This is a genomic window from Modestobacter sp. Leaf380 (assembly GCF_001424485.1).
Lineage (GTDB): Bacteria > Actinomycetota > Actinomycetes > Mycobacteriales > Geodermatophilaceae > Klenkia.
Map to the genome: position 1 here is coordinate 1 of NZ_LMQC01000003.1, position 23,647 is coordinate 23,647.

A 23,647-nucleotide genomic window follows, 5' to 3' on the forward strand; every position below is an offset into this window, starting at 1 on the left:
TCGCCGCCATCAGCACCGTCATCGACACCATCAACGAGACCCAGGCCGTCATCGGCGGCGTCCTCACCGAACAGGTCGCGGTCACCCGCGCCATCCTCGCCTGACCGTGTCCACCGGAGACGTGCTCGCACGCCCCGACCCCGAGGCGTCGACGGGGGCCGGAGGCGTGCCGCCCCGGCCCGCAGGGGCCGCGCGGGCGCGGTCCCTGCTGACCCTCACGGGTGGGGCGCTGGCCGGCCGGCTGCTCCTGGCCGGCACGTCCGCCCCCGACGCCGCCTGGTGGTGGGCGGTGGACTCGCTGCTCGTCGGTGCGGTCGTCGTCGGCAGCGCGCTGGCGGCGGTCTCCCCCGGGCCCGGGCACTCCCGACCCGGACCGGTCCGTACCGGCACGACCACGGCGCTGCTGCTGCTGGGGATCGCCGTCGTCCTGGGCCGCCCCGGCCCCTCGGGTGACCGGGGCGAACTGCCGGTCAGCTGCTGGCTGCACGTCGCGGGCCTGGCCGTCCTGGTCGTCGTCACCGCAGCGATCGCGCGGGCGGCCGTCGGCCACGGTGCCCGGGCGCGGGCGTCCCTCGCCGTCGACGTCCTCGGGGCCGCGGTGCTGGTCGCGGTCGCGGGGACACCCGTCGCCGCGAACGCCGCCGCGCTCGGGACGCCGGCCCTCTGGTCGGCCCGCGTCCCCGCCGTGGCCACCGCAACCCTCCTGCTGGCCCTCGTCATCGCCGCGGGCGCGGCCACGCGCGCGGACCGCCGACACCCGTTGACGGCGCTCGTGGTCGCCGCCGCGCTGACCTGGCTCGCGGGCCTGCTGCACCTGCTGCCCGACGCGGTACCCGCGGTGCTGACCTCCACCGTCCAGCTCGCGGCACTGCCGGCGCTGGCCGTCGCGGCGGCTCGGTTGCACCTCCCGGCCCCCCAGCCCGCGCGGCCGGACCGCCCCACGGGCCTGCGGTCGACCGTGCTCCCGCTGCTGGGTGCCGCGGCGGCCGTGGTGGGGGTGGTCGCCGTCGACCCGGCCCTGCTGCCGGAAGGGTCGGACGTCGTCTTCGTCGCGCTGGGCCTGACCTGTCTGCTGGCCACCGGCTGGCGCGTGCACGCCGCCCTCCACGCCCCCGACCGCCGGCCCGAGCGGGTGGACGCCACTCTGACCGACCACCTCACCGGTCTCCCGGACCGCCGCGGGCTGCGGGCCCACCTGGACGCACTCACCGGGGAGGCCACCGTCCTCGCCGTCGACCTGGACGGCTTCCGCCGGATCAACGAGGAGGCCGGTCACGAGGTCGGCGACCGGGTGCTGGTCACGGTCGCGGGGCACCTGGTCCGGCTGGCCGGGACCGACGGCACCGCCGCCCGCATCGACGGGGACGACTTCGCCCTCGTCGTCCCCGGCACCGACCTCGAGGACGCCTGGGAGCTGGCCGCCCGGGTGCGCCACACCCTCGGCCAGCCCGTCGACGTGGCCGGACACCGGTTCCACCTCAGCGCCAACGTGGGCATCCTGCTGGGCCACGACGCCCGGCCGGACCCCGGCACCGGCCTGACCGAGTCCCGGACCGACCGGCTGCTGCGCTGCTCGGACCTGGCCCTGCGCGCAGCCCAGTCCAGCGCCACGGGGTTCGCCGTCCACGACGACGAGGCCTGCCGCGCCGGCTCCGACGACCCGCTGCTCGAGGTCGTGGCCGAACTGCACGCCGCGCTGGCCTCGGACACCCAGCTCGTCGTCCACCTGCAGCCCCAGCACCGGCTCGACGTCCCGGGCCCGCTGTCGGCGGCCACGCTGCTGGGCTGCGAGGCGCTGCTGCGCTGGCAGCACCCCGAGCGCGGCCTCGTCGGCCCGGCCACCGTGCTGCGCGCCGCTCGCTCCGGGCACCTCGGGCCGGCCCTGACCGCCCGGGTGCTGGACCTGGCGCTGACGGCCGCAGCCGGCTGGTGGACGACCCGTCCGGTGCCGGTCTCGGTCAACCTGACCACCGAGGACCTCGACGACGAGTCCCTCCCCCACCGCATCGCCGCCGCACTCGCCCACCACGGCCTGCCCGCCGCAGCGCTCACCGTCGAGGTCGTCGAAGACAGCCTCATGCTCGACCCCCGGCGCGCCGTCCGGACCCTCACCGCGCTGCGCGCCATCGGGCTCACCATCGCCGTCGACGACTACGGCACCGGCTACAGCTCGCTGGCCTACCTGCACCGCCTGCCCGTCGACGAGGTCAAGTTCGACCGGTCGCTCACCGCCGGGGTCGCCGACGACCACGCAGCCACCGCCATCGTCAAGCACAGCGTGCGGCTGGCCCACGACCTCGGCCTCACCGTCGTCGCCGAGGGCGTGGAACGCCCGCAGGACCTCGAACGCCTCCGCGAGCTGGGCTGCGACGCCGTCCAGGGGTACCTCACCGGCCGGCCCGTGCCGCTGGCCGAGTGGAGGGAGCTGCTGGGCTGAGCCGCCCGGTCCACCGCGGGGCCGGGGACCCGCCGGGTCAGCCCAGGTGCGTCCACACCTCGGCGACGCCCTGCTCGGTCCGGTGCGTCCGCAGCGGCACCGACCGGCCGTAGACCCCGAACCACCGCGGCCCGTCGTAGACCAGGAACCGGTCGCCCAGGCCCTCGGGCAGCCGGTCGACCTGGCCGGCACGCGGGCCGCCCTCGTGCGCGACCAGCGCCGCCGGCAGCGCCCGCGGCGGGACGCGGCGCGCGGTCCCGGCGGTGGAGCGGGCCGACCGGCGGGGACCGGCCGGACCGGTGCCCCGGGACGGCGTCCGGAACGGCGTCCGCACGTGACTGGCCCGCAACGCCTCCCGGACCACGGGACGGTGACCACCCCGCAGGGTCAGCTCCACCCCGGCCTCGTCCGCCCGGCGGCGGGCGTCGAAGAGGACGCCGACGCCCTCGGCGTCCAGCGCGGTCACCCGCAGGACGTCGACGGCGACCTCACCCCCCGCGCCGCCCTCCCGGGCGCGGGCCAGCGCCCGTTCCAGGCAGGACTCGAGGGGCACGAGCAAGCCGCGGACGACCCGTCCGGCGACGGCCACGGTGAGGGGACGACGACCGGGGACGGCCGGGTAGAGGTCGACGGCGAGGGGGCGTTCGCTGGTCCGCGTGGCGGCAGCGCTGTGCGTGGTCATCGGACACCTCGGGACACGAGGGGCGCCGGATCCGCACACGGCAGGCCGGGCCCCGGAGGGTCGACAGCCTGGTCTGAGCTGATCCCGAACGTACGGCGCCCCGCGACGCCCCGCACCCGGAGCCTCAGGCCTCGGCGAGCACCCGCTCGGCGACGTCCCGGGCCGCCGCCCGGTCGGCCGGGACGAGCCCCACCCGGGTGCGCCGGTCCAGCAGGTCGGCCACCGAGCGCGCCCCCTCCGCCCGGACGGCGAACCGCAGCTCCCCCACCGTCTCGACCCGTCCCGGCGCCACCGGGTCGCCGCCCAGGGCGTGCACCGCGGGGGCCTCGGTGCCGTACCGCCCGACCAGCCGGGACGGCGCGTCGACCCGGTCCAGCGCCCGCCGGGGCGCCGCGCCGACCAGCGGCAGGCCGGCCGTCGGCGAGCGGCGGGCACCGCGCCCCAACCGCTCCACCACCGCGTCCACGGTCTCCTCGGCCATCGCCCGGTACGTGGTGAGCTTCCCGCCGACGACGGTGAGCACCCCGCCCGACCGGTGCAGCAGGTGCCGGCGGGACAGGTCGGCCGTGGCGTCCCCGGGCCCGGTCCCGGCCGACGCCGGGAGCACCAGCGGGCGCAGCCCGGCGTGCGCGCCGACGACGTCCGCGGGGGTCAACGGGTCGGCGAGCACCCGGTTGACCGTGGCCAGCAGCTGGGCGACCTCGGCGGCGGAGGGGACGGGGTCCGCGTCGGGCACCGGGCCCTCCACCGGCTCGTCGGTGATCCCCAGGTGCACGTACCCGGTGGCCTGCGGCAGCGCGAAGACGTACCGGGAGCGGGACCCCGGCAGCGGCACGGTCAGCGCGGCGGTCGGCGAGCCCAGCCGGTCGGCCCGCAGCACCAGGTGCGACCCGCGCGAGGGCATCAGCCGGACGCCGTCGTCCAGGGCGGCCGACCACACCCCTGCCGCGACGACCACGACCCCGGCCTCCACCGCGACGCGCCCGCCCTCGACCTCCACGGTGACCACCGACCCGGCCCGGCCGGGGTCCACGCCCACGACTCGCGCACCGGTGAGCACCGACGCGCCGCGCCCGGCCGCCGTGCGCGCCAGGGCGACGACCAGCCGGGCGTCGTCGACGAGGCGGCCGTCCCAGAACGCCACCCCGCCCCGCCCGGGGCGCACCGCCGGGGTCCACGCGGCCACCTCGGCCCGGGAGACCCGGCGGCTGCGCGGCAGCGACCCCCGGCCGCCGGCCACCGAGGAGCGGACGGCGTCCCCGAGCACCCCGCCCAGGCCGGCGACGGCGCTGACGTCCCGGCCGGCGACGTCGGGGACCAGGAAGGCCAGCGGCGACACCAGGTGCGGCGCGGTGGTGCCCATCAGCACCGCGCGCTCGCGGGCGGACTCCCGGGCCAGACCCACCTCGCCGTGCGCCAGGTAGCGCAACCCGCCGTGCACCAGCTTGGAGGACCAGCGGCTGGTGCCCGACGCCAGGTCGTCGCGCTCGCACAGCAGCACCGACAACCCACGCGACGCCGCGTCCAACGCCACGCCCGCCCCGGTCACCCCGCCCCCGACGACCAGCACGTCGACCCGGCTGCCCAGCCGCTCCAGGTCGCGCGACCGGCGGGCGTCGTCGAGCAGCGTCGCGTCCACGTCCCCACCCTCCCAGGCAGGCAGACTGTCCCGGTGAGCGCACAGCCGGAACTGACCATCCAGGGCTGGGGCCCCGCCGGCTCCCGCGTCGCGCACGTCGCCGACGGCGGCGACCGGCTGGAGCTGACCGCGGACGCCTCGCTCAAGCAGGCGCTGCCCAAGGCCGCCCGCAAGCACCTGTCCCGCGAGCTGGGCTGGACGCCGCGGCACACCCCGCCGGTCCCGGTCGCCGACATCGCGCTGGCGGCGTCCCGGCTGCCGGAGGACGTGCGGGTCGCGCTGGTCGGTCTGCTGGGCGCGGAGAACGTCCGCGACGACCGGGAGTCCCGGCTGCGGCGCACCGGCGGCAAGAGCTACCTGGACCTGGTCCGCCGCCGCTCCGGCGACGCCTCCGACGCCCCCGACGCCGTCCTCACCCCGGCGGACACCGAGCAGACCGCCGCCGTGCTCGCCCTGTGCAGCGCCCACGGCGTCGTCGTGGTGCCCTTCGGCGGGGGGACCAGCGTGGTCGGCGGGCTGTCCGGCGCGGACGCCGACGACCGCCCCGTCGTCGTGGTCGACCTGGGCCGGATGTCGGCGGTCAAGGCCCTGGACGTGCCCTCCTCGCTGGTCACCGTCGGCCCGGGCATGCGGGGACCGGCCCTGGAGGAGGCGCTGAGCACCGACGGGCTGACCCTGGGCCACCTGCCGCAGAGCTGGGAGTTCGCCACCCTCGGCGGGTACGCCGCCACCCGCTCGGCCGGCCAGTCCTCGACCGGCGTGGGCCGGTTCGACGACCTGGTGGCCGGGCTCACCCTGGCCACCCCGGTGGGCGTGCTCGAGCTGGGCAGCCCGCCCGCCTCGGCCGCCGGCCCCGACCTGCTGGGCCTGGCGCTGGGCTCCGAGGGCTCCCTGGGCGTCATCACCGAGCTGCGCCTGCGGGTCCGGCCCACCCCGCGCACCACCGAGTACGAGGGCTGGTCCACCCGCAGCTGGGCCGCCGGGCTCGCCGCCCTGCAGCGGCTGGCCCGGCACGACCTGCTGCCCGACGTCGTCCGGCTCAGCGACCCCGACGAGACCCGCGCCAACCTGCTGCTGTCCTCCTCGGCCGGCGCCCGCGCGCTGCGCGGCGCGCTGCGGGCCCGCCGGCACGGCGAGGGCTGCCTGCTGGTGCTGGGCTGGGAGGGGCTGCCCACCATCGTGGCGGCCCGGAAGCGGGCGGCGTCGTCCCTGCTGCGCGAGGACGGCGCCTCGCGGCTGGGCACCCGGGTCGGCGAGGCGTGGCGGGCCGGCCGCTTCTCCGCCCCCTACCTGCGCGACCAGCTGCTCGACCACGGCCTGCTGGTCGAGACCCTGGAGACGGCGGCGACCTGGTCGGCGCTGCCCACGGTCTACGACGCGGTCCGGCGGGCACTGCGGGACTCCCTGGGCGGCCGGGACTCCCGGCCGCTGGTGATGACCCACCTCTCGCACGGCTACGCCACCGGCGCCTCGCTCTACGTGACCGTGCTCGCCGACCGGGACGACGCCCTCCCGCTGCAGCAGTGGCTGGGCGCCAAGCGGGCCGCCACCGACGCGCTGCTGGCCGCCGGCGGCACGCTGACCCACCACCACGCCGTCGGCGCCGACCACCGGCCGTGGATGGAGCAGGAGGTGGGCGCGCTGGGCGTCGACGTGCTGCGTGCGGTCAAGGACCGGTTGGACCCCCGCGGCATCTGCAACCCGGGCGTGCTGCTGCCCGGGTGACCGCCCACCACCCGCCGGTGGGGACCCACACACCCACGGTGACCTGCACCGACCCGGCGGGACCGGGGGTTTGGGCGGGGCCCGCTGGGTGTACACAGACGGGCATGACCGAGCCTGCTGAGAACGTCGAGTCCACGGCTCCCGAGCACGGTTCCATCACGCTGTCGGAGGACGGGTCGCTGATCGTCGTCACCGGCGAGATCGACAAGGACGTCGTCCGGCACTTCCGGGTGACCGTCCGCCCGTCGCAGTGGCCGGCCCGGGTCGACGCCCGCGGGGTCACCTTCATGAGCTCGGCGGGCCTGGAGCTGATGGTCCACCTGGCCCGCAAGCAGAAGCGTGCCGGCGGCGAGCTGGAGCTGATCGACCCGCCGACGTCGCTGCGCCTGCTGCTGAACCAGACCGGCCTCAACCGGGTGTTCCGCTCGGTGCCGGCCCCCGCCGCGCCGGCCTGACCCCGCACCCGGCCCCACCGGCCGGGTCAGTCCCGGCGGGACACCGGCGGGAGCAACGCCGCGACGGTGCGGGCGGCGAACCCACCGACCACGGCCGACAGCAGGGCGATCACCAGCACGAACCCGCCCCCGACCTGGTCGGCACCCAGCGCGTGCAGGGCGAAGAAGCACAGCGCGGCGACCAGCACCGCCAGTCCCAGGCCCAGCACGACGACGAACCAGGTGGGCTGCCCGGACGAGGGCTCGGCGGGGACGCGCGGGTCGGTCACCGGGACAGTCTCCCCCGGCTGGACCGCGGGGAGTGCAGCCGCCAGGCTCTCTCCCCATGAGCGCACCCCTCCCCCAGGTCACCAGCGAGGTGGGCCGGCTGCGCACCGTCGTGCTGCACCGCCCGGGCGCCGAGCTGCGCCGGCTCACCCCGCGCAACAACGACCAGCTGCTCTTCGACGGCGTGCCCTGGGTGGCCCGCGCTCAGGAGGAGCACGACGCGTTCGCCGAGGCCCTGCGCACCCGCGACGTCGAGGTGCTGCACCTGGACCGGCTGCTGGCCGACGTCATGGCCGTGCCGACGGCCCGCGAGGAGCTCATCGCCTCCGCCGTCGACGACCCCCGGCTGGGCGCCACCCTGCGGCACGTCACCGCCGACCACCTCGCGGGCCTGGCCCCCGACGACCTGGCCGCCGTCCTCATCGCGGGCCTGGCCCACGACGAGCTGCCCGGTGGCCGCGGGCTGGCCTTCGAGCTGATGACCCGCGGGGACTTCGTCGTCCCACCGCTGCCCAACCTGCTCTTCACCCGGGACTCTTCGGTGTGGGTCGGCGGTCAGGTCGCCGTCACCTCGCTGGCCATGCCGGCCCGGCACCGGGAGTCCACGATCACCCGGGCCGTCTACAGCCACCACCCGCGCTTCGCCGGCGCCGAGCAGCTCTACGACTCCTCGCTCGAGCACCTCGAGGGCGGTGACGTCCTCGCGCTGGCCCCGGGCGTGCTGGCCGTGGGCGTCGGTGAGCGGACCACCGCCGGCGGTGCCGAGCGGCTGGCCCGGCGCGCGTTCGCCCGCGGCCTGGCGCACACCGTGCTGGTCGTCCCGGTGCCGCAGGAGCGGGCCACCATGCACCTGGACACGATCTGCACGATGGTCGACGTCGACGCGGTGGTCATGTACCCCGCCCTCGCCGACCACCTGGTCGCCTGGACCGTCACCGCCGGCGAGCAGCTCCCCGACGACGCCGACAGCACCGAGCTGCGGGTCACCGGGCCCGAGCCGCTGCTGACCGCCGCGGCGACCGCGATGGGGATCGAGCGACTGCGGGTGATCGACACCGGCCTGGACCCGGTGACCGCCGAACGGGAGCAGTGGGACGACGGCAACAACACCCTGGCCCTGGCACCGCGCCTGGCGGTGGCCTACGAGCGGAACACCGTCACCAACGCGGCCCTGGAGGCTGCCGGCATCGAGGTCGTCCGGATCGCCGGGTCCGAGCTGGGCAGCGGCCGTGGCGGTCCGCGCTGCATGAGCTGCCCGGTCGTCCGGGACCCGCTGCCGGCGGCCCCCTGACCCCGCACCCGCCGCCCGCTGGCCCCCGCCCGCCACCGCCGGTCGGCGTCGAGTGACACGTGAGCGTGGACGTGACGAGCCGACGTCCACGCTGACGTGTCACTCGCGTCGGACGACGCGGCGACGCGACGACGCGGCGACGCGGCGACGCGGCGAGTGGTACGGCTGTACCGGTTTGGTACGGTCGTACCACTCGGGTGGCCGAGCGTCGGGGCACCCGACCGGCCGCCGACCGAGCACGACCCCCTGGAGGAACCCCGTGGCCTGGGCACTCGTCATCGTCGCCGGCGCGTTCGAGACGGCGTTCGCCGTCTCGCTGAAGAACTCCGAGGGGTTCAGCCGGCTCTGGTGGACCGTCTCCTTCGTCGTCTGCGCCGGGATCAGCTTCACGCTGCTGACCATCGCGCTGCGCACGCTCCCGGTCGGGAGCGCCTACGCGGTGTGGACCGGCATCGGTGCCGCCGGCACCGCGGTCGTCGGGATGGCCGTGCTCGGCGACCCGGTGGGCACGGTGCGGATCCTGTCCATCCTGCTGATCATCGCCGGCGTCGTCGGACTGAACCTGGCGCCCTCCGCGGCGCACTGAGCCGTGCCCACCCCGAGGGCCACACCCCAGGCCACCCCCAAGGGCGGTGCGCGGCGGGCAGCCATCGTCACCGCGGCCGCCGACCTGGTCGCGGACGAGGGCCCGGACGCCGTCTCCCACCGCCGGGTCGCGGCGGCGGCCGGCGTGCCGCTGGCGGCCACCACGTACTACTCCCGCGACCTCGGGGAGCTGCTGGTGGCGGCGTTCACCGAGCTGGGCGAGCGGGAGACCCGGCGCACCACGGCCCTGGTCCAGGAGCTCACCCGCGAGCCCCGGTCGGCCACCTCGACGGCGGCCCTGGTCGGCGACGTGCTGCTGGGCCCCGACCGGCGCACCGACGCGGACGTGCTGGCGTTCTACCAGCGGTTCCTGGCCAGCGGGCGGCACCCCGGGGTCCGCCCCGTGCTCGCCGCGACCCGTCGACGCCTGGACGAGCTGGTGGGCGAGGCGCTCGACCGCAGCGCGGCCCCGGCGGTGCCCCTGGCCCGCCTGGTGGCGGTGTTCGACGGCAGCGCGGTCTCCGCTCTGGTCGAAGGCGACGGCGACGCCCGCGCGACGGCCGAGGCGGCGGTGGCCGACCTGCTGCGCGACCACGGTCACCCGGACGTGGCGCCCCCAACGGCGTAAGCGGCGGTTACCGACGGTGCCAGACGGGTAGTCGGCGCGGGACGTTCAGACCTCGAGCGCAGAAGGGCCTCGCGCCATGAGCACCAAGGACCGTTCCACCCGCACCCCCGCCCCTCCGGCGTCGGTCGACCCGCAGCGACCCGACCAGAGCGGCGCCACCCGGTACGCCGACGAGGACCGCGCCGACACCCCCACCGCCCGCAAGGTCAAGGTCGTGCACCGGGTCGGCGCCTTCGCCGTCGCCGCCGTGCTGGCGGTGTTCGGCCTGCTGGGCCTGATCGGCGGCCTGGACTACTTCTCCACCGACGGCGGCAACGTCGTCGGCCTGTCCAGCAACGGCCTGCTGTCCACCATCTCGCTGCTCACCGCCGCCGTGCTCATCGCCTCGGCGCTGCGCGGCGGGCGCCAGGCCGGAGTGGTGATGATCGGCTTCGGCGCCGCGTTCCTGCTGTCGGCGTTCTGGCACCTCTTCGTGCTGAACAGCTCGTTGAACGTGCTGGCCTTCTCGATGGCCAACGTCATCTTCTCGATCGTCGCCGGCATCGTGCTGCTCACCCTGGGCCTCTACGGACGGGTCAGCGGCAACCTCCCGGCCGACAACCCGTACCACCTGCACACCGCGGGCAGCCGGGAGGGCGACGCCGACGAGGAGCCCGAGCTCCCGCCGGCGACCCCGGCCGAGCGCCGGGCCGAGCGGGAGATGCGGGAGGCCGAGCTGGCCGTGACCGAGCACCGGGCCACCCCTGAGCAGACCCGTCGGGTCCAGGCAATGGGCCGGGTGCGCACCAAGACCGAGCGTCGTCGGGTCTGGATGGCGGACTCCGGGCGCTAGCCCCAGCACAGCGCACGGGGCGGGCCGGTCATCCGGCCCGCCCCGTGGCGTCTGTGGGTGGCGCTGCGGCCTAGATGCCGTTCGCCAGCCGGTGGTAGGCCGCCGACCAGCGCAGCTCCTGCGCCAGGCTGCGGCGGGTGGTCGCCTCGTCGATGACCACCAGCTCGGTGCTGAAGGCCTCGGCCAGCACGGTGAGCTCGTCGGTCGTCACCTGGGTGGACAGCACCGTGTGGTGCGGGGCCCCGGCGGTCAGCCAGCCCTCGGTCGACGTCGAGAAGTCCGGCTTGGGCTCCCAGACCGCGTGCGCGACCGGCAGGTTCGGCAGGGGCGCGGAGGGGGCGACGACGTCGATCTCGTTGGCCACCCAGCGGAACCGGTCGCCCAGGTCCGCCCAGCCGACGACGACACCGGGCGCGGACGCCGCGGTGAAGACCAGCCGGGCCGGGTCCTCGCGGCCGCCGATGCCCAGCGGGTGGACCTCCAGGCGGGGCTTCTCCCCCGAGATCGAGGGGCACACCTCCAGCATGTGGGCGCCCAGGATCTTCGGCGTCTCCGAGGACAGGTCGTAGGTGTAGTCCTCCATGAAGGACGTGCCACCGGGCCGGTCACCGCCGACGACCTTGAGGATGCGCAGCAACGCGGAGGTCTTCCAGTCGCCCTCGCCGCCGAAGCCGTACCCCTCGGCCATCAGCCGCTGGACGGCCAGGCCGGGGAGCTGGCGCAGCCCGCCGAGGTCCTCGAAGTTCGACGTGAAGGCCTTGAAGCCACCGTCGACGAGGAAGGAGCGCAGACCGGCCTCGATGCGGGCGGCCTCGCGGACGCTGTCGTGCCGGTCCCCGCCGGGGCGCAGGTCCTCGGCGACGACGTAGGAGTCCAGGTACTCGGCGACCAGCGCGTCGATCTGCGCGTCGGTCACCTGCCCGACGACGTCGACCAGGTCGTTGACCCCGTAGGTGTTCACCGAGACGCCGACCCGCAGCTCGGCCTCGACCTTGTCGCCCTCGGTGACGGCGACGTTGCGCATGTTGTCCCCGAAGCGGGCCAGCCGCAGCGTCCGGGCCTCGGCGATGCCCAGCGCGGCGCGGGCCCAGCCACCGACCCGGGTCTGCACGGCCGGGTTCGAGGCGTGCCCGGACACCGTGGTGCGCGGGACCTTGAGGCGGGTGAGGGCGAACCCGAACTCCCGGTCGCCGTGGGCGGCCTGGTTGAGGTTCATGAAGTCCATGTCGATCGTGCCCCAGGGCAGGGCGGCGTCGGCCTGGGTGTGCAGGTGCAGCAGCGGCTTGCGCAGCGCGTCCAGGCCGGCGATCCACATCTTGGCCGGGGAGAACGTGTGCATCCAGGTGACGACACCGATGCAGGAGGGGTCCTCGTTGGCCGCGCCCATCGCCTGGCGGATGGCGGCCGAGTCCTTGAGGACCGGCTTCCACACGACCGGCACCGGGACGGCGGTGGCGCCGTCGAGGGTGGCGGCGACGCGCTGGGACTGCTCGGCGACCTGCTGGAGGGTCTCCTCGCCGTACAGGTCCTGGCTGCCGGTGAGGAACCAGATCGAAGGGGTGCTCATCTCGCTCACTTCTGTCCGTAGACGTTCTGGTAGCGCTCGTAGAGCGCGTCGATGTCGGCCTGGGGGATCGGGACCGGCTCGCCGAGCTGCCGGGAGATGTGCACGGTGCGGGCGACGTCCTCGGCCATGACGGCGGCCTTGACCGCCGCCTTGGCGCTCTTCCCGATGGTGAACACCCCGTGGTTCTGCATGAAGACGGCCTTGGAGCGGTGGCCGGCGAGGGTGTCGACGATGCCGCGGCCGATCGAGTCGTCGCCGATCAGCGCGAAGGGCCCGATCGGGATGGGCCCGCCGAACTCGTCGGCCATCGCGGTCAGCACGCAGGGCACCGGCTCGGCGCGGGCGGCCCACGCGGCGGCGTAGGTGCTGTGGGTGTGCACCTGGCCGTTGACCTCGGGCATGGCGCGGTAGACGTAGGCGTGCGCGTCGGTGTCGCTGGAGGGGGCCCGGACGCCGTCGACGGTCTTCCCGTCCAGGTCGCAGACCGTGATGCCCTCCCAGGTCAGCTCGTCGTACTCGACGCCGCTGCCCTTGATGACGAAGAGGTCCTCACCGGGGACCCGCTCGCTGACGTTGCCGGCGGTCCAGGTGACCAGGGCGTTGGTGACCAGCAGGTCGTGCAGGGCCGCCACGTGCTCGCGCTGGGCACGGTGGGTGCCCTGCTCGGAGCGGGCCGCCGCACGGACGGTCAGCCGGGTGGGCGTCGCGCCCTCGACCGGATCGGTCGCGGGGGTGTCACACGCTGAACACATCGGGACGCTCCTCCATCGCGGGGGTCTCGGGCTCGGTGACGGCGGCGGCCGGGCGGGCGGACGCGGCCCGGCGGATGGCCCGCAGCCGGTGCAGCACGTCGTTGCCACCGCGACCGAAGTGGTCGTGCAGCAGCGTGTACTCGGCGAACAGGGCGTCGTAGGCGTCGGCCCGCTCGGGGTCGGGCGTGTAGACCCCGCGCAGCACCTTGCCCATGACGGCGGCGGCGGCCGGCACGTCGGGGTGGGCCCCGGCGGCGACGGCGGCGTGGATGGCCGAGCCCAGTGCCGGGCCCTGCTCGGAGTCGATGACCGACAGCGGGCGGCGGCAGACGTCGGCGTAGGTCTGCATCAGGAAGGCGTTCTTCAGCAGGCCGCCGGCGACCACGAGCTCGGTGACCGGCACGCCACTGGACTCGAAGGACTCGATGATCGTGCGGGTGCCGAAGGCGGTGGCCTCCAGCAGCGCGCGGTAGGTGTCCTCGGGACGGGTGGCCAGCGTCTGGCCGACGACGACCCCGGAGAGCTCGGCGTCGACCAGGACGGAGCGGTTGCCGCCGTGCCAGTCCAGCGCGATGAGCCCGTGCTCGCCGACCTGCTGCTCCTGGGCCAGCTCGGTGAGGTGCTGGTGCACCGAGATGCCGCGCTCGGCGGCGGCCTGCACGTAGGCCGGCGGGACGGCGGTGTCGACGAACCAGCCGAAGATGTCCCCGACGCCGCTCTGGCCGGCCTCGTAGCCGTAGAGCCCGGCGATGATGCCGCCGTCGACGACGCCGCACATGCCCGGCACGTCGGCCAGGGTGTCCCCGTTCATGACGTGGCAGGTCGAGGTGCCCATGACCGCGAGCATCTGGCCGGGCTCGGTGGCCCGGGCGGCCGGTGCGGTGACGTGCGCGTCGACGTTGCCGACGGCGACCGCGATGCCCTCGGGCAGGCCGGTCCAGCGGGCGGCCTCGGCGGCCAGGCCGCCGGCCCGCTCGCCCAGCTGGCCGATGGGCTGGTCCAGCTTGTCGGCGACGAAGTCGGCGAAGTCGGGGTTCAGCGCGGCCAGGAACTCCCGCGAGGGGTACTCGCCGTCCTGGCGGATGCCCTTGTAGCCGGCGGTGCAGGCGTTGCGGACGTAGGTGCCGCACAGCTGCCAGACGATCCAGTCGGCGGCCTCGACCCAGCGGGCGGTGGCCGCGTAGACCTCCGGGTCCTCCTCCAGCAGCTGCAGGCCCTTGGCGAACTCCCACTCGCTGGAGATGAGACCGCCGTAGCGGGGCAGCCAGGCCTCCCCGCGCTCGGCGGCCAGGGCGTTGATCCGGTCGGCGTGCGGCTGGGCGGCGTGGTGCTTCCACAGCTTCACGAAGGCGTGCTTGCGGTCGGCGAACTCGGGGACCTCGCACAGCGGGGTGCCGTCGGCGAGCGTGGGCACCATCGTGCAGGCGGTGAAGTCGGTGGCGATGCCGATGACCGACGCGGGGTCGACGCCGCTGGCGGCCAGCGCCTGGGGCACCGCCGTCTTCAGCACGTCGACGTAGTCCGCGGGGACCTGCAGCGCCCAGTCCGGCGGCAGCTTCTCCCCGGTGCCGGGGAGGGTGCGCTCGAGGACGGCGTGCGGGTAGGGGTGCGTCGCGCTGGCCAGCTCGGCCCCGTCGGACACCCGGACGACGACAGCGCGTCCCGAGAGGGTGCCGTAGTCGACTCCGACGACGTGCTGGTCAGCCATCTGTCCTCCTGTGTGCGGGTGCGGTCCGACGTCCACGTCGTCCTGCAGTCGACGCATGTTAGCGCTAACACAAGTGCGGTGGGCCACACCCCTGCGGGGGAGTCCCGCTCAGCCCCGGACGGGACCGGTCGAGCCACGCACCACGAGCACCGGTGGGACCTGGTCGGGCAGGGTGTCGCGACCGGCCAGCTTGGCCAGCACCAGCTCGACCCCGCGGCGCCCCAGCTCGGCGAAGTCCTGGCGCACCGTGGTCAGCGGCGGGCTGAAGTAGGGCGCCTCGGGCACGTCGTCGAAGCCGACCACGGACACGTCGCCGGGCACGTCGAGGCCCTCCTCGTGCAGGGCGACCATCAGCCCCAGGGCCATCTGGTCGTTGCCCACGAAGACGGCTGTGACGTCCTCGCCGTCCCGGATGCGCTGGGCCAGCAGCCGCCCCGTGCGGTGGCCGGACCCCGGCCACCAGTCCCCGTGCAGCAGCTCGGGGACCGGCGCACCGGCGGCCAGCAGCTCGCACCGCCAGCCCTGCACCCGTCGCTGGGCCTCCAGCGAGTAGGCCGGCCCGGCCAGGTGGTGCACGGTGCGGTGGCCGAGCCCGAGCAGGTGGGCCACGGCCAGCCGGGCACCGGCCTCCTGCCCGACGGTGACGGTCGGGCGGACCTCCTCGGCCCCCATCTGCACGGCGACCAGGGGCACCGGGGGGTCCAGCTCCCGCAGCGCCTCGACCGCCTGGAAGCTCGCGGTGTGCACGACGACGGCGTCCACGGACTGGGCGACGAAGCGGTCGACCGCGTCCCGCATGTCGGCGAACTCCCCGGCGTCCAGGATCGCCACCGAGAGGGAGTAGCCCGCCGCGCGGGCGGCCTCCTCCAACCCGATGAGGGTCTGTGCCGGGCCGTACTGGTTCACGTTGATCGTGACCAGCCCGATCGTCCGGGAGGACCCGGTGACGAGTGCGCGGGCCGCGGTGTTGGGCCGGTAGCCCAGCTCCGCGATCGCCCGCTGCACCCGTTCCCGGGTCATCGCCGCGACGTTGGGGTGGCCGTTGACCACCCGCGAGACGGTCTGGTGAGAGACCCCCGCACGGGCCGCGACGTCGGACATGACCAGTGCCCGTGTCGCGTGCCCCGCGGGAGCGGTCCCGGCTGTCTCCGTCGACACCCTGGCTCCCCGTCCGGTCCGCCCCGTCAGCTCCCGGTCAGCGGGCGGAGCCGGCGCGGCGCTTGTTGTAGACGTCGAAGGCGACGGCCAGCAGCAGGACCATGCCCTTGACCATCGACTGGATCGACTGGTCCACGCCCATGAGCTGCATGCCGTTGCTCATGACACCGACGAGCAGACCACCGACCATGGCGCCCACGACCGTGCCCACACCGCCGGTGACGGCAGCGCCACCGATGAAGGCCGCGGCGATGGCGTCCAGCTCGAAGCTGTTGCCGGCGCCGGGCTGGGCACCGTTGGACCGGGACGAGAACACGACCCCGGCCACGGCGGCCAGGAAGCCCATGTTGACGAAGATCCAGAAGTTGACGGCCTTGACCTTGACGCCCGAGAGCGTCGCGGCGGCCAGGTTGCCGCCGATCGCGTAGACCTGGCGGCCGAAGACGGTCCGCTTGGTGACGACGCCGTAGACCATGATCAGCGCGGCCAGGATGATCAGCACGATCGGCAGACCGCGGGCGGTGGCCAGCTGGTAGGCGAAGGCCATGACGACCGCGGCGACGATGACGATCTGGGCCACGAAGAGCGGGAACGACGGCACGGTCTGGCCGTAGCGGACCCGGGCGATGCGGGTGCGGTACTGGCTGACCGCGTAGGCCGCCACGGCGACGCCGAAGACCAGCAGCGTGAAGGCGTCGAAGCCGTTGCCGCCGAGCAGGCCGTTGAGGAAGCCGGAGGCGATCTTGCTGTACTCCGAGGTGAAGGGGGACAGCGAGACGTTGTCCAGCACCTGCAGGGTCAGACCGCGGAACAGCAGCATGCCGGCGAGGGTCACGATGAACGCCGGGATGCCGACGTAGGCGACCCAGAACCCGTGCCAGGCGCCGATCAGCAGGCCGGTGGCCAGGGCGGCGAGGACGCCGACCCACCAGGGCTGGTCCTGGCGGATGACCAGCACGGCCGAGACGGCCCCGGTGACCGCCACGACGGACCCGACCGAGAGGTCGATGTGCCCGGCGATGATCACGATGACCATCCCGATCGCGAGGATCAGGATGTAGGAGTACTGCAGGACGATGTTCGTGATGTTGCCCGGGGACAGCGAGGTGCCACCGGTCAGGATCGCGAAGAGCGCGACCACCACGACGAACGCGATGTAGATGCCGCTGGTCCGGAGGTTCCGGGTCAGCAGGGCGCGGACGTCGCTGGTGCCGACGCCCAACGCTGCGGCAGGGGCGACGTCCTTGGCCTGCGTGGCCGACGAGGCCTCGGGCTCCGACGTCGGACCGACGGTCTGGGTCATCCGACGAGCTCCTTCTCCTGGGTCATGAGGGTCATGAGGCGTTCCTGGGTGGCTTCGGCCACGGGCATCTGCCCGGTGATGCGGCCGGCCGAGAGGGTGTAGACGCGGTCACAGATGCCGAGCAGCTCGGGCAGCTCGGAGGAGATGACCACCACGGCCTTCCCGGCAGCGACCAGCTTGTTGATGATCGTGTAGATCTCGTACTTGGCGCCGACGTCGATGCCGCGGGTGGGCTCGTCGAGGATCAGCACGTCGGGGTCGGTGAGCAGCCACTTGGACAGCACGACCTTCTGCTGGTTGCCACCGGAGAGCTTGCCGACGATCGACTTCACCGTGGGCGCCTTGATGTTCATCGACCGGCGCCCCTCCTCGGCCGCCTTGGCCTCCTCGTTGGCGTCCACGAAGCCCCGGGTGGACAGCTTGTCCAGGGCGGCGGCCGAGTTGTTGCGGGCGATGTCGTCGATGAGGTTGAGGCCGTACTTCTTCCGGTCCTCGGTGGCGTAGGCGATGCCGGCGTCGATGGCCTCGGCGACGTTGCGCGCCTTGACCTCCTTGCCGTACATGAAGACCCGGCCGTCGACGTAGGTGCCGTAGGAGCGGCCGAAGACGCTCATCGCCAGCTCGGTGCGCCCGGCGCCCATGAGGCCGGCGATGCCGACGACCTCGCCGGCCCGCACGTCGAAGCTGGCGTGGTCGACGACGAGGCGGTCCTGGCTGGGGTGCTTGACCGTCCAGTCCTCGACCCGCAGGACCTCCTCGCCCGGGTGCGACTCGCGCTCGGGGTAGTAGGAGTCCAGGGCGCGACCGACCATCAGCCGGATGATCCGGTCGACGTCGACGGTGGGGTCGGCCATGTCCAGGGTCTCGACCGTCTGGCCGTCCCGGATGATCGTGGTGTGGTCGGCGATCGCGTCGATCTCGTTGAGCTTGTGCGAGATGATGATCGAGGTGATCCCGCGGTCCTTGAGGCCGCGGATCAGCCCGAGCAGGTGCGCGGAGTCGGTGTCGTTCAGCGCAGCGGTGGGCTCGTCCAGGATGAGCAGCTTCACGTCCTTGGACAGCGCCTTGGCGATCTCCACCAGCTGCTGCTTGCCGACCCCGAGCGTGCCGACCGGGGTGGTGGGGCTCTCGTCGAGGCCGACCTCGCGCAGCAGCTTGCCCGCCTCGGCGTTGGCCAGGTTCCAGTCGATGAGACCGAACCGGCCGCGCTTCTCGCTGCCCAGGAAGATGTTCTCGGCGATCGAGAGGTAGGGCACCAGGGCGAGCTCCTGGTGGATGATCACGATGCCCGCGTGCTCGGAGTCGCGGATGCCGCTGAACGAGCAGACCTGCCCGTCGAAGACGATCTCGCCCTCGTACTCACCCGCCGGGTAGACCCCGGACAGGACCTTCATCAGCGTCGACTTGCCGGCGCCGTTCTCCCCGCAGATGGCGTGGACCTCGCCGCGCGACACCGCCAGGGTGACGTCGGAGAGGGCCTTGACCCCGGGGAACGTCTTGGTGATGGAGCGCATCTCGAGGATGTGGTCGGCCATGGACTCCGTCGTCTCACTCGGTGGTGCCGGACTGCTGCTGTGCTCGTGCAGAGGGCGCCCCCTGGGGGACGCCGGGTGGTGCCCGTCGCGGCCACCCGGGGGTGACCGCGACGGTGCCGCGTGGTGCCGGTCGGGTCCGGCAGCCTGCGCTGCCGGACCCGACCGGGTCTGCGGGGTGGGTCAGTCGGCCTGGCCGGCCTCGACCTCGGCCTCGGTGTAGTAACCCGAGTCCACCAGGACCGACGCGATGTCGTCGGCGTAGACCGTCTCGACGGGCAGCAGGTAGGACGGGACCACCTTGACGCCGTTGTCGTAGGTCTCGGTGTCGTTGGCCTCCGGCTCGCCGTCCTCGAGGAACGCGGTCGCCGCAGCCACGGCCTGCTCGGCCAGGTTGCGGGTGTCCTTGAAGATGGTCGAGCTCTGCACACCGTCGTTGATCAGCTTGACCGAGGCGATCTCGGCGTCCTGACCGGTGACCACGGGGAGCGGACGCGGCGTGGAGGCCAGGTCCGGGCCGTAGCCGGTGTTCTGCAGGGCGGTGATGATGCCGCGCGAGATGCCGTCGTAGGGCGACAGGACGCCGTTGAGCACGGTGCCGTCGTTGTACGTGCCGGTCAGCAGGGTGTCCATGCGCGCCTGGGCGGTGGCCTGGTCCCAACGGAGGGTGGCGGCCTGCTCGATCGACGTCTGGCCCGAGGGGACGACGAGCGTGCCGTCGTCGATCAGCGGCTGCAGGATCGACATCGCACCGTCGAAGAAGAAGGTGGCGTTGTTGTCGTCCAGCGAGCCGGCGAACAGCTCGACGTTGAACGGGCCGGTCGCGGTGCCGGCGCCGCCGTCGGCGGTCTGCAGGCCGAGGCCGGTCAGCAGGGCGTTGGCCTGGGCCACGCCGACGGAGAAGTTGTCGAACGTGACGTAGAAGTCGACGTTCTCGCTGTCGCGGATGAGGCGGTCGTAGGCGATGACCTCGATGCCCTCGGCGGCGGCGTTCTCCAGCTGCGGCGCCAGCGCGGTGCCGTCGACGGCCGCGATGATCAGGACGTCGACGCCCTCGGTGATCATCTGGTCGACCTGCTGGGACTGGGTGGGGATGTCGTCGTTGGCGTACTGCAGCTCGACGTTGTAGCCGGCGTCCTCGAGCTGGGACTTCACGTTGTCGCCGTCGGCGATCCAACGCTCGGAGGTCTGGGTCGGCATCGAGACGCCGATCGTGAGGTCGCCGGCGTCGGCGTCAGCCGTGTCGTCGCCGCCGCCGCCGGCGCCACCGCCGCCGCACGCGGTCAGGCCGAACGCCAGTGCGGCGCCCAGGGCGGTCAACCGGAGCTTGTTGCTCACTCGTGTCTCCTCTTCGAGAACTTCTGCCCGCCGTTGATCAGGCGCTCAGGCCCGCTGTGCGAGCGCTCACATTGTGAGCGTTAACAAGCGGGTCCCGTCAAGAGGCGGACCGCAGCAAAGCGTCACGTTCTCGTAACGATGGAGACGGCCGCCTGTAACCCGACGGCGGGGCGAACGGGCTGATCCGGGCGCCGTCGCCCTGGGTGTTCGCGGCGGAACGCAGACAGACGGTTGTGTTCGGGATCACTCGGGCCACACGATGCCGGCGGGCCCCACTCACCCCGACGGGGGTCCTGGACCCGGCCCGGCTGCAGGACCGTCGGGGACCGGTCGAACCACCTGCTGACGACGTACACCGGTCAAACCACGGCCGTGCCGCCCCCGACGAGGAGAGACCCGCGCCGTGGCCCACCGGAAGCCCACCCTGCCCACCCGGGCCGCGCTGCGCCGCGGCACCGGCGCGCGGGACCCCCTGCTCGCCGCCCGCACCGCGACCGCCGTGCTGGTGGCCGCCGCGGTGGTCCTGGCCGTCTTCTCCGTCACCGACCCCGCCACCGACACCCCGGCCGAGCGCAACGGCACCTGGGCCGTCGTCGTCGTGCTGTCGATCGCCGCCGCCCTGCTGCGCCGGGCCGACCCCGTCGCCGTCGACCGCTCCGGGCTGTTCACCATCGTCCCCACCGGCGGCGCGCTGCTGGTCTGCGGGCTCAACGCGTTCACCGCGGACACCTCCGCGGCGGCGCAGGTCTTCGTCGTCCTGCCCACGCTGTGGGCGGCCTCGCAGCTGCGCGGGGTGGGCGCCTGGACCGTGGGGGTCGTCGCTGCGGTCGCCCACACCGCCGTGGTCACCTCGCTGGAACCGCTGGGCCGGGCCGTGCCCGACGTCGTCTTCGTCGCCTGCACCCTGGGCCTGGCCACCGCGCTGCTCGTGCACGCCGGGGACCGGCAGGAGGAGCTCGTGGGCGCCCTGCGCCGGCAGGCCGCCGTCGACCCGCTCACCGGACTGGTCACCCGCCGGGTCCTCGACGACGCGCTGGCCAGCGCCCTGTCCGCCGTCGCCGGACAGGGCACGGCCCTGGTGCTCGTCGACGTCGACTCCTTCAAGTCGGTCAACGACCGGCTGGGCCACCCGGTCGGCGACGACGCGCTGCGCCACCTCGGGGAGGTCCTGCGCAGCGCGGTCCGCGACAGCGACGCCGTGGTCAGCCGGATGGGCGGCGACGAGCTCGCCGTCCTGCTGCCCGGCTGCCCGCCCGAGGTCGCCGAACGTCGTGCCCACGAGCTGCTGACCGCCGTCCGGGCGGCCCCGCTGCCGCTGGCCGACGGCGCCCTCCTGCCGCTCACCGTCAGCATCGGGGTCGCGCACTCCCCCGGGCACGCCGCCGGCCTGCGGCCGCTCTACGCCGCCGCCGACGCCGCCCTCTACGAGGCCAAGCGCGGGGGCCGCGACCGGGTCGGGGTCGCGGGCCCCCGGGGCGTCGCCGTCAGCGGAGGGTGACCTGCCGGGACAGCAGCCCGGCGCGCGACCGGCGCTCGTCGGTGGTCAGCGGGTCGGTGACGGCCAGCGCCGCCTCCAGCCGGGTCTGCAGCTGCGCAGCCGGCTCGGCCCAGTCGGCGGCCGGCGTCTCGGCCGGCACGTCCCACACCGGGACGACGAGGCCGTGCGCGCGGAAGGCCCCGGCGTACTTGGTGCCCTCCCCCAGCGACAGCTGCTCCGCGGCGCCGAGACGGGCCAGCGCGTCCAGCAGCTGCTCCTCGGGCTCGGGGCGCACCCAGCGCACGTGCGCCCGGTCGGTGGCCGGCCGGCACCAGTAGGCGGCCTCGAGCCCCTCGAGCCGCACGGTCGGGATGATCGCCTCGTTGGCGCGCTCGAGCCCGGCCAGCGCGGCGGCGTTGGCGCCGGTGCCCTCGAGCCAGAAGCCGAAGTCCTCGCGGACGGTGACCTCCAGCGGGGCGGCCGGGTCCAGCAGCTCCTGCAGCCGGGGACCTGCCGAGCCCTCCGCGCCGATCGGGCCCGGGTCGACCGGGTTGCCGGCCGGCGCGTCGAGCGCGGCCGCCAGCGCGGTGCCCAGGTCGCGGCTGACGTCGTCGGAGGAGGCGGCCAGCTGGACGCCGATCATCACCTCGCCGTTGGCCCGCACCAGGCCCGGAGAGCCTCCGGGCAGCACGCTGGCCAGGGTGGCCGTGCGGCCGTCCGTCGTGGTCAGCACGGCGGTGGCGGCGGGCACCAGCTCGCGCAGCGCCACCCAGTCGCACTCCCCGGCCAGGCCCTCGAAGGGGCGGGCGACGACGGGGGCGTAGGCCGATCCGTGGCAGTGCTTGTACTTGCGGCCGGACCCGCAGGGGCACGGCGCCTTGGGGTTGACCGCCCCGTCGGCGGCGGGGGCGGTGGAGCCGGCGGGGGCGGCGGGACGACGACGGGGTGCGGTGCGGGCCATGCGCCCGACCCTATGCGGGACCGGGGGCCGACCGGCCGGACCCCGACCGGGCAGGTGCACACTCGCCGGGTGCTCGACCTGACCGATCCCGCGTTCGTCGACGACCCCTACCCCGCGTTCGCCGCGGCCCGCGCGGTGGCGCCGGTGCAGTGGGACGAGGGCCTGGGCATGTGGCTGGCCTACGGGCACGCCGAGGCCAACGCGGTGCTGCGGACCCGCGCGCTGGGCCGGATCTGGACCGACCGGGAGCCCGCCGAGCGGTTCGGCCAGTTCAACCTGGTGCACCGCAACGCGATCCTGGAGATGGAGCCGCCGGACCACACCCGGCTGCGCCGGCTGATCAGCACCGCCTTCGCCCGCGGCCACGTCGAGCGGCTGCGCCCGTGGGTCGAGGAGCTCGCCGGGCGGCTGGTGGACGGGATGGTCGAGGAGTCCGCGGGCAGCGCGCCGGTGGACCTGTTCGCCGGGATGGCCGAGCAGCTGCCGGTCGCCGTCATCGCCGAGCTGCTGGGCGTGCCCGAGGCCGACCGGCACCTGCTCCGGCCCTGGTCCAACGCGATCGTGAAGATGTACGAGTACGGCCGCACCACCGAGGTCGAGGACGCCGCGGAGACCGCGGCCGCCGAGTTCGTCGAGTACCTGCGCGGGCTGGCCGCCGAGCGCCGCCGCGTCCCCGGCGACGACCTGCTCACGCACCTGGTCACCGCCCGGGACGCCGACGGCGACCGGCTGACCGAGGACGAGCTGGTCACCACCTGCGTGCTGCTGCTCAACGCCGGGCACGAGGCCACCGTCAACGTCACCGGCAACGGCCTGCTGGCCCTGCTGCAGCACCCCGGCGAGCTGGCCCGGCTGCGGGCGGACCCGGCGCTGCTGCCGACGGCGATCGAGGAGCTGATGCGCTTCGACTCACCGCTGCAGCTCTTCGAGCGCACCGCCACCGCCGACGTCGAGATCGGCGGGGTCACCGTGCAGCGGGGGCAGAAGATCGCGGCGCTGCTGGGCAGCGGCAACCACGACCCGGCGGTCTTCGCCGAGCCCGACCGGCTCGACGTCGGCCGGACGGAGAACCCGCACATCTCCTTCGGCGCCGGCGTGCACTTCTGCATCGGCGCCCCGCTGGCCCGGGTGGAGCTGCAGGCCTCCTTCAGCGCGCTGCTGGACCGGACCTCGCGGATCGAGCTGCCCGCACCGCCGCGGCGCCGTCCCGAGTTCGTGATCCGCGGGCTGGCCGAGCTGCCGATCGTGCTGCACCGCTGATCAGGGAGCTACCCACCAGTAGATGGTGAGCGCGCTCACTGGCACGATGC

Annotated in this window: 20 protein-coding genes; 9 read left to right on the forward strand and 11 right to left on the reverse strand. The window is 74.5% G+C overall.

The features are described 5' to 3' along the window. Window positions 1–106 precede the first annotated feature (106 nt). Window positions 107–2,437 carry a bifunctional diguanylate cyclase/phosphodiesterase gene (locus ASG41_RS04560; RefSeq protein ID WP_056290685.1) on the forward strand — a complete coding sequence of 777 codons (2,331 nt, stop codon included), beginning with the start codon at window positions 107–109 and terminating at the stop codon, window positions 2,435–2,437. 37 nt (window positions 2,438–2,474) lie between these two features. Here the strand turns inward: ASG41_RS04560 and ASG41_RS25155 are convergent, their stop codons facing one another. Together ASG41_RS25155 and ASG41_RS04570 are read right to left on the reverse strand one after the other, a co-directional pair. Further along, a complete protein-coding gene (locus ASG41_RS25155; protein ID WP_056290687.1) occupies window positions 2,475–3,119 on the reverse strand; it encodes an STAS domain-containing protein in 645 nt (214 codons plus the stop codon). A gap of 124 nt (window positions 3,120–3,243) precedes the next feature. Continuing rightward, the gene (locus ASG41_RS04570) at window positions 3,244–4,758 is read right to left on the reverse strand and encodes a glycerol-3-phosphate dehydrogenase/oxidase (RefSeq protein WP_056290689.1); all 1,515 of its coding nucleotides are present in this window, start codon (window positions 4,756–4,758) and stop codon (window positions 3,244–3,246) included. A 33-nt stretch (window positions 4,759–4,791) separates the two neighbouring features. Here ASG41_RS04570 and ASG41_RS04575 point away from each other — a divergent pair, with 33 nt between their 5' ends. Next, complete coding sequence (locus tag ASG41_RS04575; protein ID WP_056290693.1) at window positions 4,792–6,483, forward strand: FAD-binding oxidoreductase; 1,692 nt, start codon at window positions 4,792–4,794, stop codon at window positions 6,481–6,483. 104 nt (window positions 6,484–6,587) lie between these two features. Beyond that, window positions 6,588–6,938 carry an STAS domain-containing protein gene (locus ASG41_RS04580; protein WP_056290695.1) on the forward strand — a complete coding sequence of 117 codons (351 nt, stop codon included), beginning with the start codon at window positions 6,588–6,590 and terminating at the stop codon, window positions 6,936–6,938. A 26-nt stretch (window positions 6,939–6,964) separates the two neighbouring features. Here the strand turns inward: ASG41_RS04580 and ASG41_RS04585 are convergent, their stop codons facing one another. Beyond that, window positions 6,965–7,207, reverse strand: a complete 243-nt coding sequence (locus tag ASG41_RS04585) for a hypothetical protein (protein WP_056290697.1) — start codon at window positions 7,205–7,207, stop codon at window positions 6,965–6,967. A 56-nt stretch (window positions 7,208–7,263) separates the two neighbouring features. On the opposite strand from ASG41_RS04585, the gene ASG41_RS04590 reads away from it, so the two are divergent. From ASG41_RS04590 to ASG41_RS04605, 4 genes are all read left to right on the forward strand, one after another. Next, window positions 7,264–8,496, forward strand: a complete 1,233-nt coding sequence (locus tag ASG41_RS04590; RefSeq protein WP_056290700.1) for an arginine deiminase — start codon at window positions 7,264–7,266, stop codon at window positions 8,494–8,496. Window positions 8,497–8,755: 259 nt separating this feature from the next. After that, window positions 8,756–9,082 carry a multidrug efflux SMR transporter gene (locus ASG41_RS04595; protein ID WP_056290705.1) on the forward strand — a complete coding sequence of 109 codons (327 nt, stop codon included), beginning with the start codon at window positions 8,756–8,758 and terminating at the stop codon, window positions 9,080–9,082. Between the two features lie 3 nt (window positions 9,083–9,085). Beyond that, entirely contained in the window at window positions 9,086–9,709 is a 624-nt protein-coding gene (locus ASG41_RS04600; RefSeq protein WP_056290709.1) for a TetR/AcrR family transcriptional regulator, read from the forward strand. A 76-nt stretch (window positions 9,710–9,785) separates the two neighbouring features. Further along, the gene (locus ASG41_RS04605; RefSeq protein ID WP_082556571.1) at window positions 9,786–10,541 is read left to right on the forward strand and encodes a DUF4383 domain-containing protein; all 756 of its coding nucleotides are present in this window, start codon (window positions 9,786–9,788) and stop codon (window positions 10,539–10,541) included. Window positions 10,542–10,611: 70 nt separating this feature from the next. On the opposite strand, the gene araA is transcribed toward ASG41_RS04605, so the two are convergent. The 7 genes from araA to chvE all read right to left on the reverse strand — a co-directional run bounded on the left by araA (window position 10,612) and on the right by chvE (window position 19,899). Further along, the gene (gene araA, locus ASG41_RS04610; RefSeq protein ID WP_056290888.1) at window positions 10,612–12,108 is read right to left on the reverse strand and encodes an L-arabinose isomerase; all 1,497 of its coding nucleotides are present in this window, start codon (window positions 12,106–12,108) and stop codon (window positions 10,612–10,614) included. Between the two features lie 5 nt (window positions 12,109–12,113). Then, the gene (locus ASG41_RS04615) at window positions 12,114–12,860 is read right to left on the reverse strand and encodes an L-ribulose-5-phosphate 4-epimerase (protein WP_082556572.1); all 747 of its coding nucleotides are present in this window, start codon (window positions 12,858–12,860) and stop codon (window positions 12,114–12,116) included. Further along, entirely contained in the window at window positions 12,844–14,568 is a 1,725-nt protein-coding gene (araB, locus tag ASG41_RS04620; RefSeq protein WP_056290712.1) for a ribulokinase, read from the reverse strand. The genes ASG41_RS04615 and araB overlap by 17 nt, the downstream gene beginning before the upstream one ends. 108 nt (window positions 14,569–14,676) lie before the next feature. Further along, window positions 14,677–15,669, reverse strand: a complete 993-nt coding sequence (locus tag ASG41_RS04625; protein WP_056290715.1) for a LacI family DNA-binding transcriptional regulator — start codon at window positions 15,667–15,669, stop codon at window positions 14,677–14,679. A 94-nt stretch (window positions 15,670–15,763) separates the two neighbouring features. Further along, entirely contained in the window at window positions 15,764–17,029 is a 1,266-nt protein-coding gene (gene mmsB / locus ASG41_RS04630; protein ID WP_056290717.1) for a multiple monosaccharide ABC transporter permease, read from the reverse strand. Further along, entirely contained in the window at window positions 17,026–18,564 is a 1,539-nt protein-coding gene (gene mmsA / locus ASG41_RS04635) for a multiple monosaccharide ABC transporter ATP-binding protein (RefSeq protein ID WP_056290720.1), read from the reverse strand. The genes mmsB and mmsA overlap by 4 nt, the downstream gene beginning before the upstream one ends. Window positions 18,565–18,744: 180 nt before the next feature. Continuing rightward, window positions 18,745–19,899, reverse strand: a complete 1,155-nt coding sequence (gene chvE / locus ASG41_RS04640) for a multiple monosaccharide ABC transporter substrate-binding protein (RefSeq protein WP_056290723.1) — start codon at window positions 19,897–19,899, stop codon at window positions 18,745–18,747. Window positions 19,900–20,302: 403 nt separating this feature from the next. Here chvE and ASG41_RS04645 point away from each other — a divergent pair, with 403 nt between their 5' ends. Continuing rightward, window positions 20,303–21,397, forward strand: a complete 1,095-nt coding sequence (locus ASG41_RS04645) for a GGDEF domain-containing protein (protein WP_235564477.1) — start codon at window positions 20,303–20,305, stop codon at window positions 21,395–21,397. Here the strand turns inward: ASG41_RS04645 and ASG41_RS04650 are convergent. Further along, window positions 21,384–22,337 carry a DUF5926 family protein gene (locus ASG41_RS04650; RefSeq protein WP_056290727.1) on the reverse strand — a complete coding sequence of 318 codons (954 nt, stop codon included), beginning with the start codon at window positions 22,335–22,337 and terminating at the stop codon, window positions 21,384–21,386. The two genes, ASG41_RS04645 and ASG41_RS04650, sit on opposite strands and share 14 nt — an antisense overlap. Window positions 22,338–22,406: 69 nt before the next feature. Here ASG41_RS04650 and ASG41_RS04655 point away from each other — a divergent pair, with 69 nt between their 5' ends. Further along, the gene (locus ASG41_RS04655) at window positions 22,407–23,597 is read left to right on the forward strand and encodes a cytochrome P450 (RefSeq protein WP_235564478.1); all 1,191 of its coding nucleotides are present in this window, start codon (window positions 22,407–22,409) and stop codon (window positions 23,595–23,597) included. Window positions 23,598–23,647 lie beyond the last annotated feature (50 nt).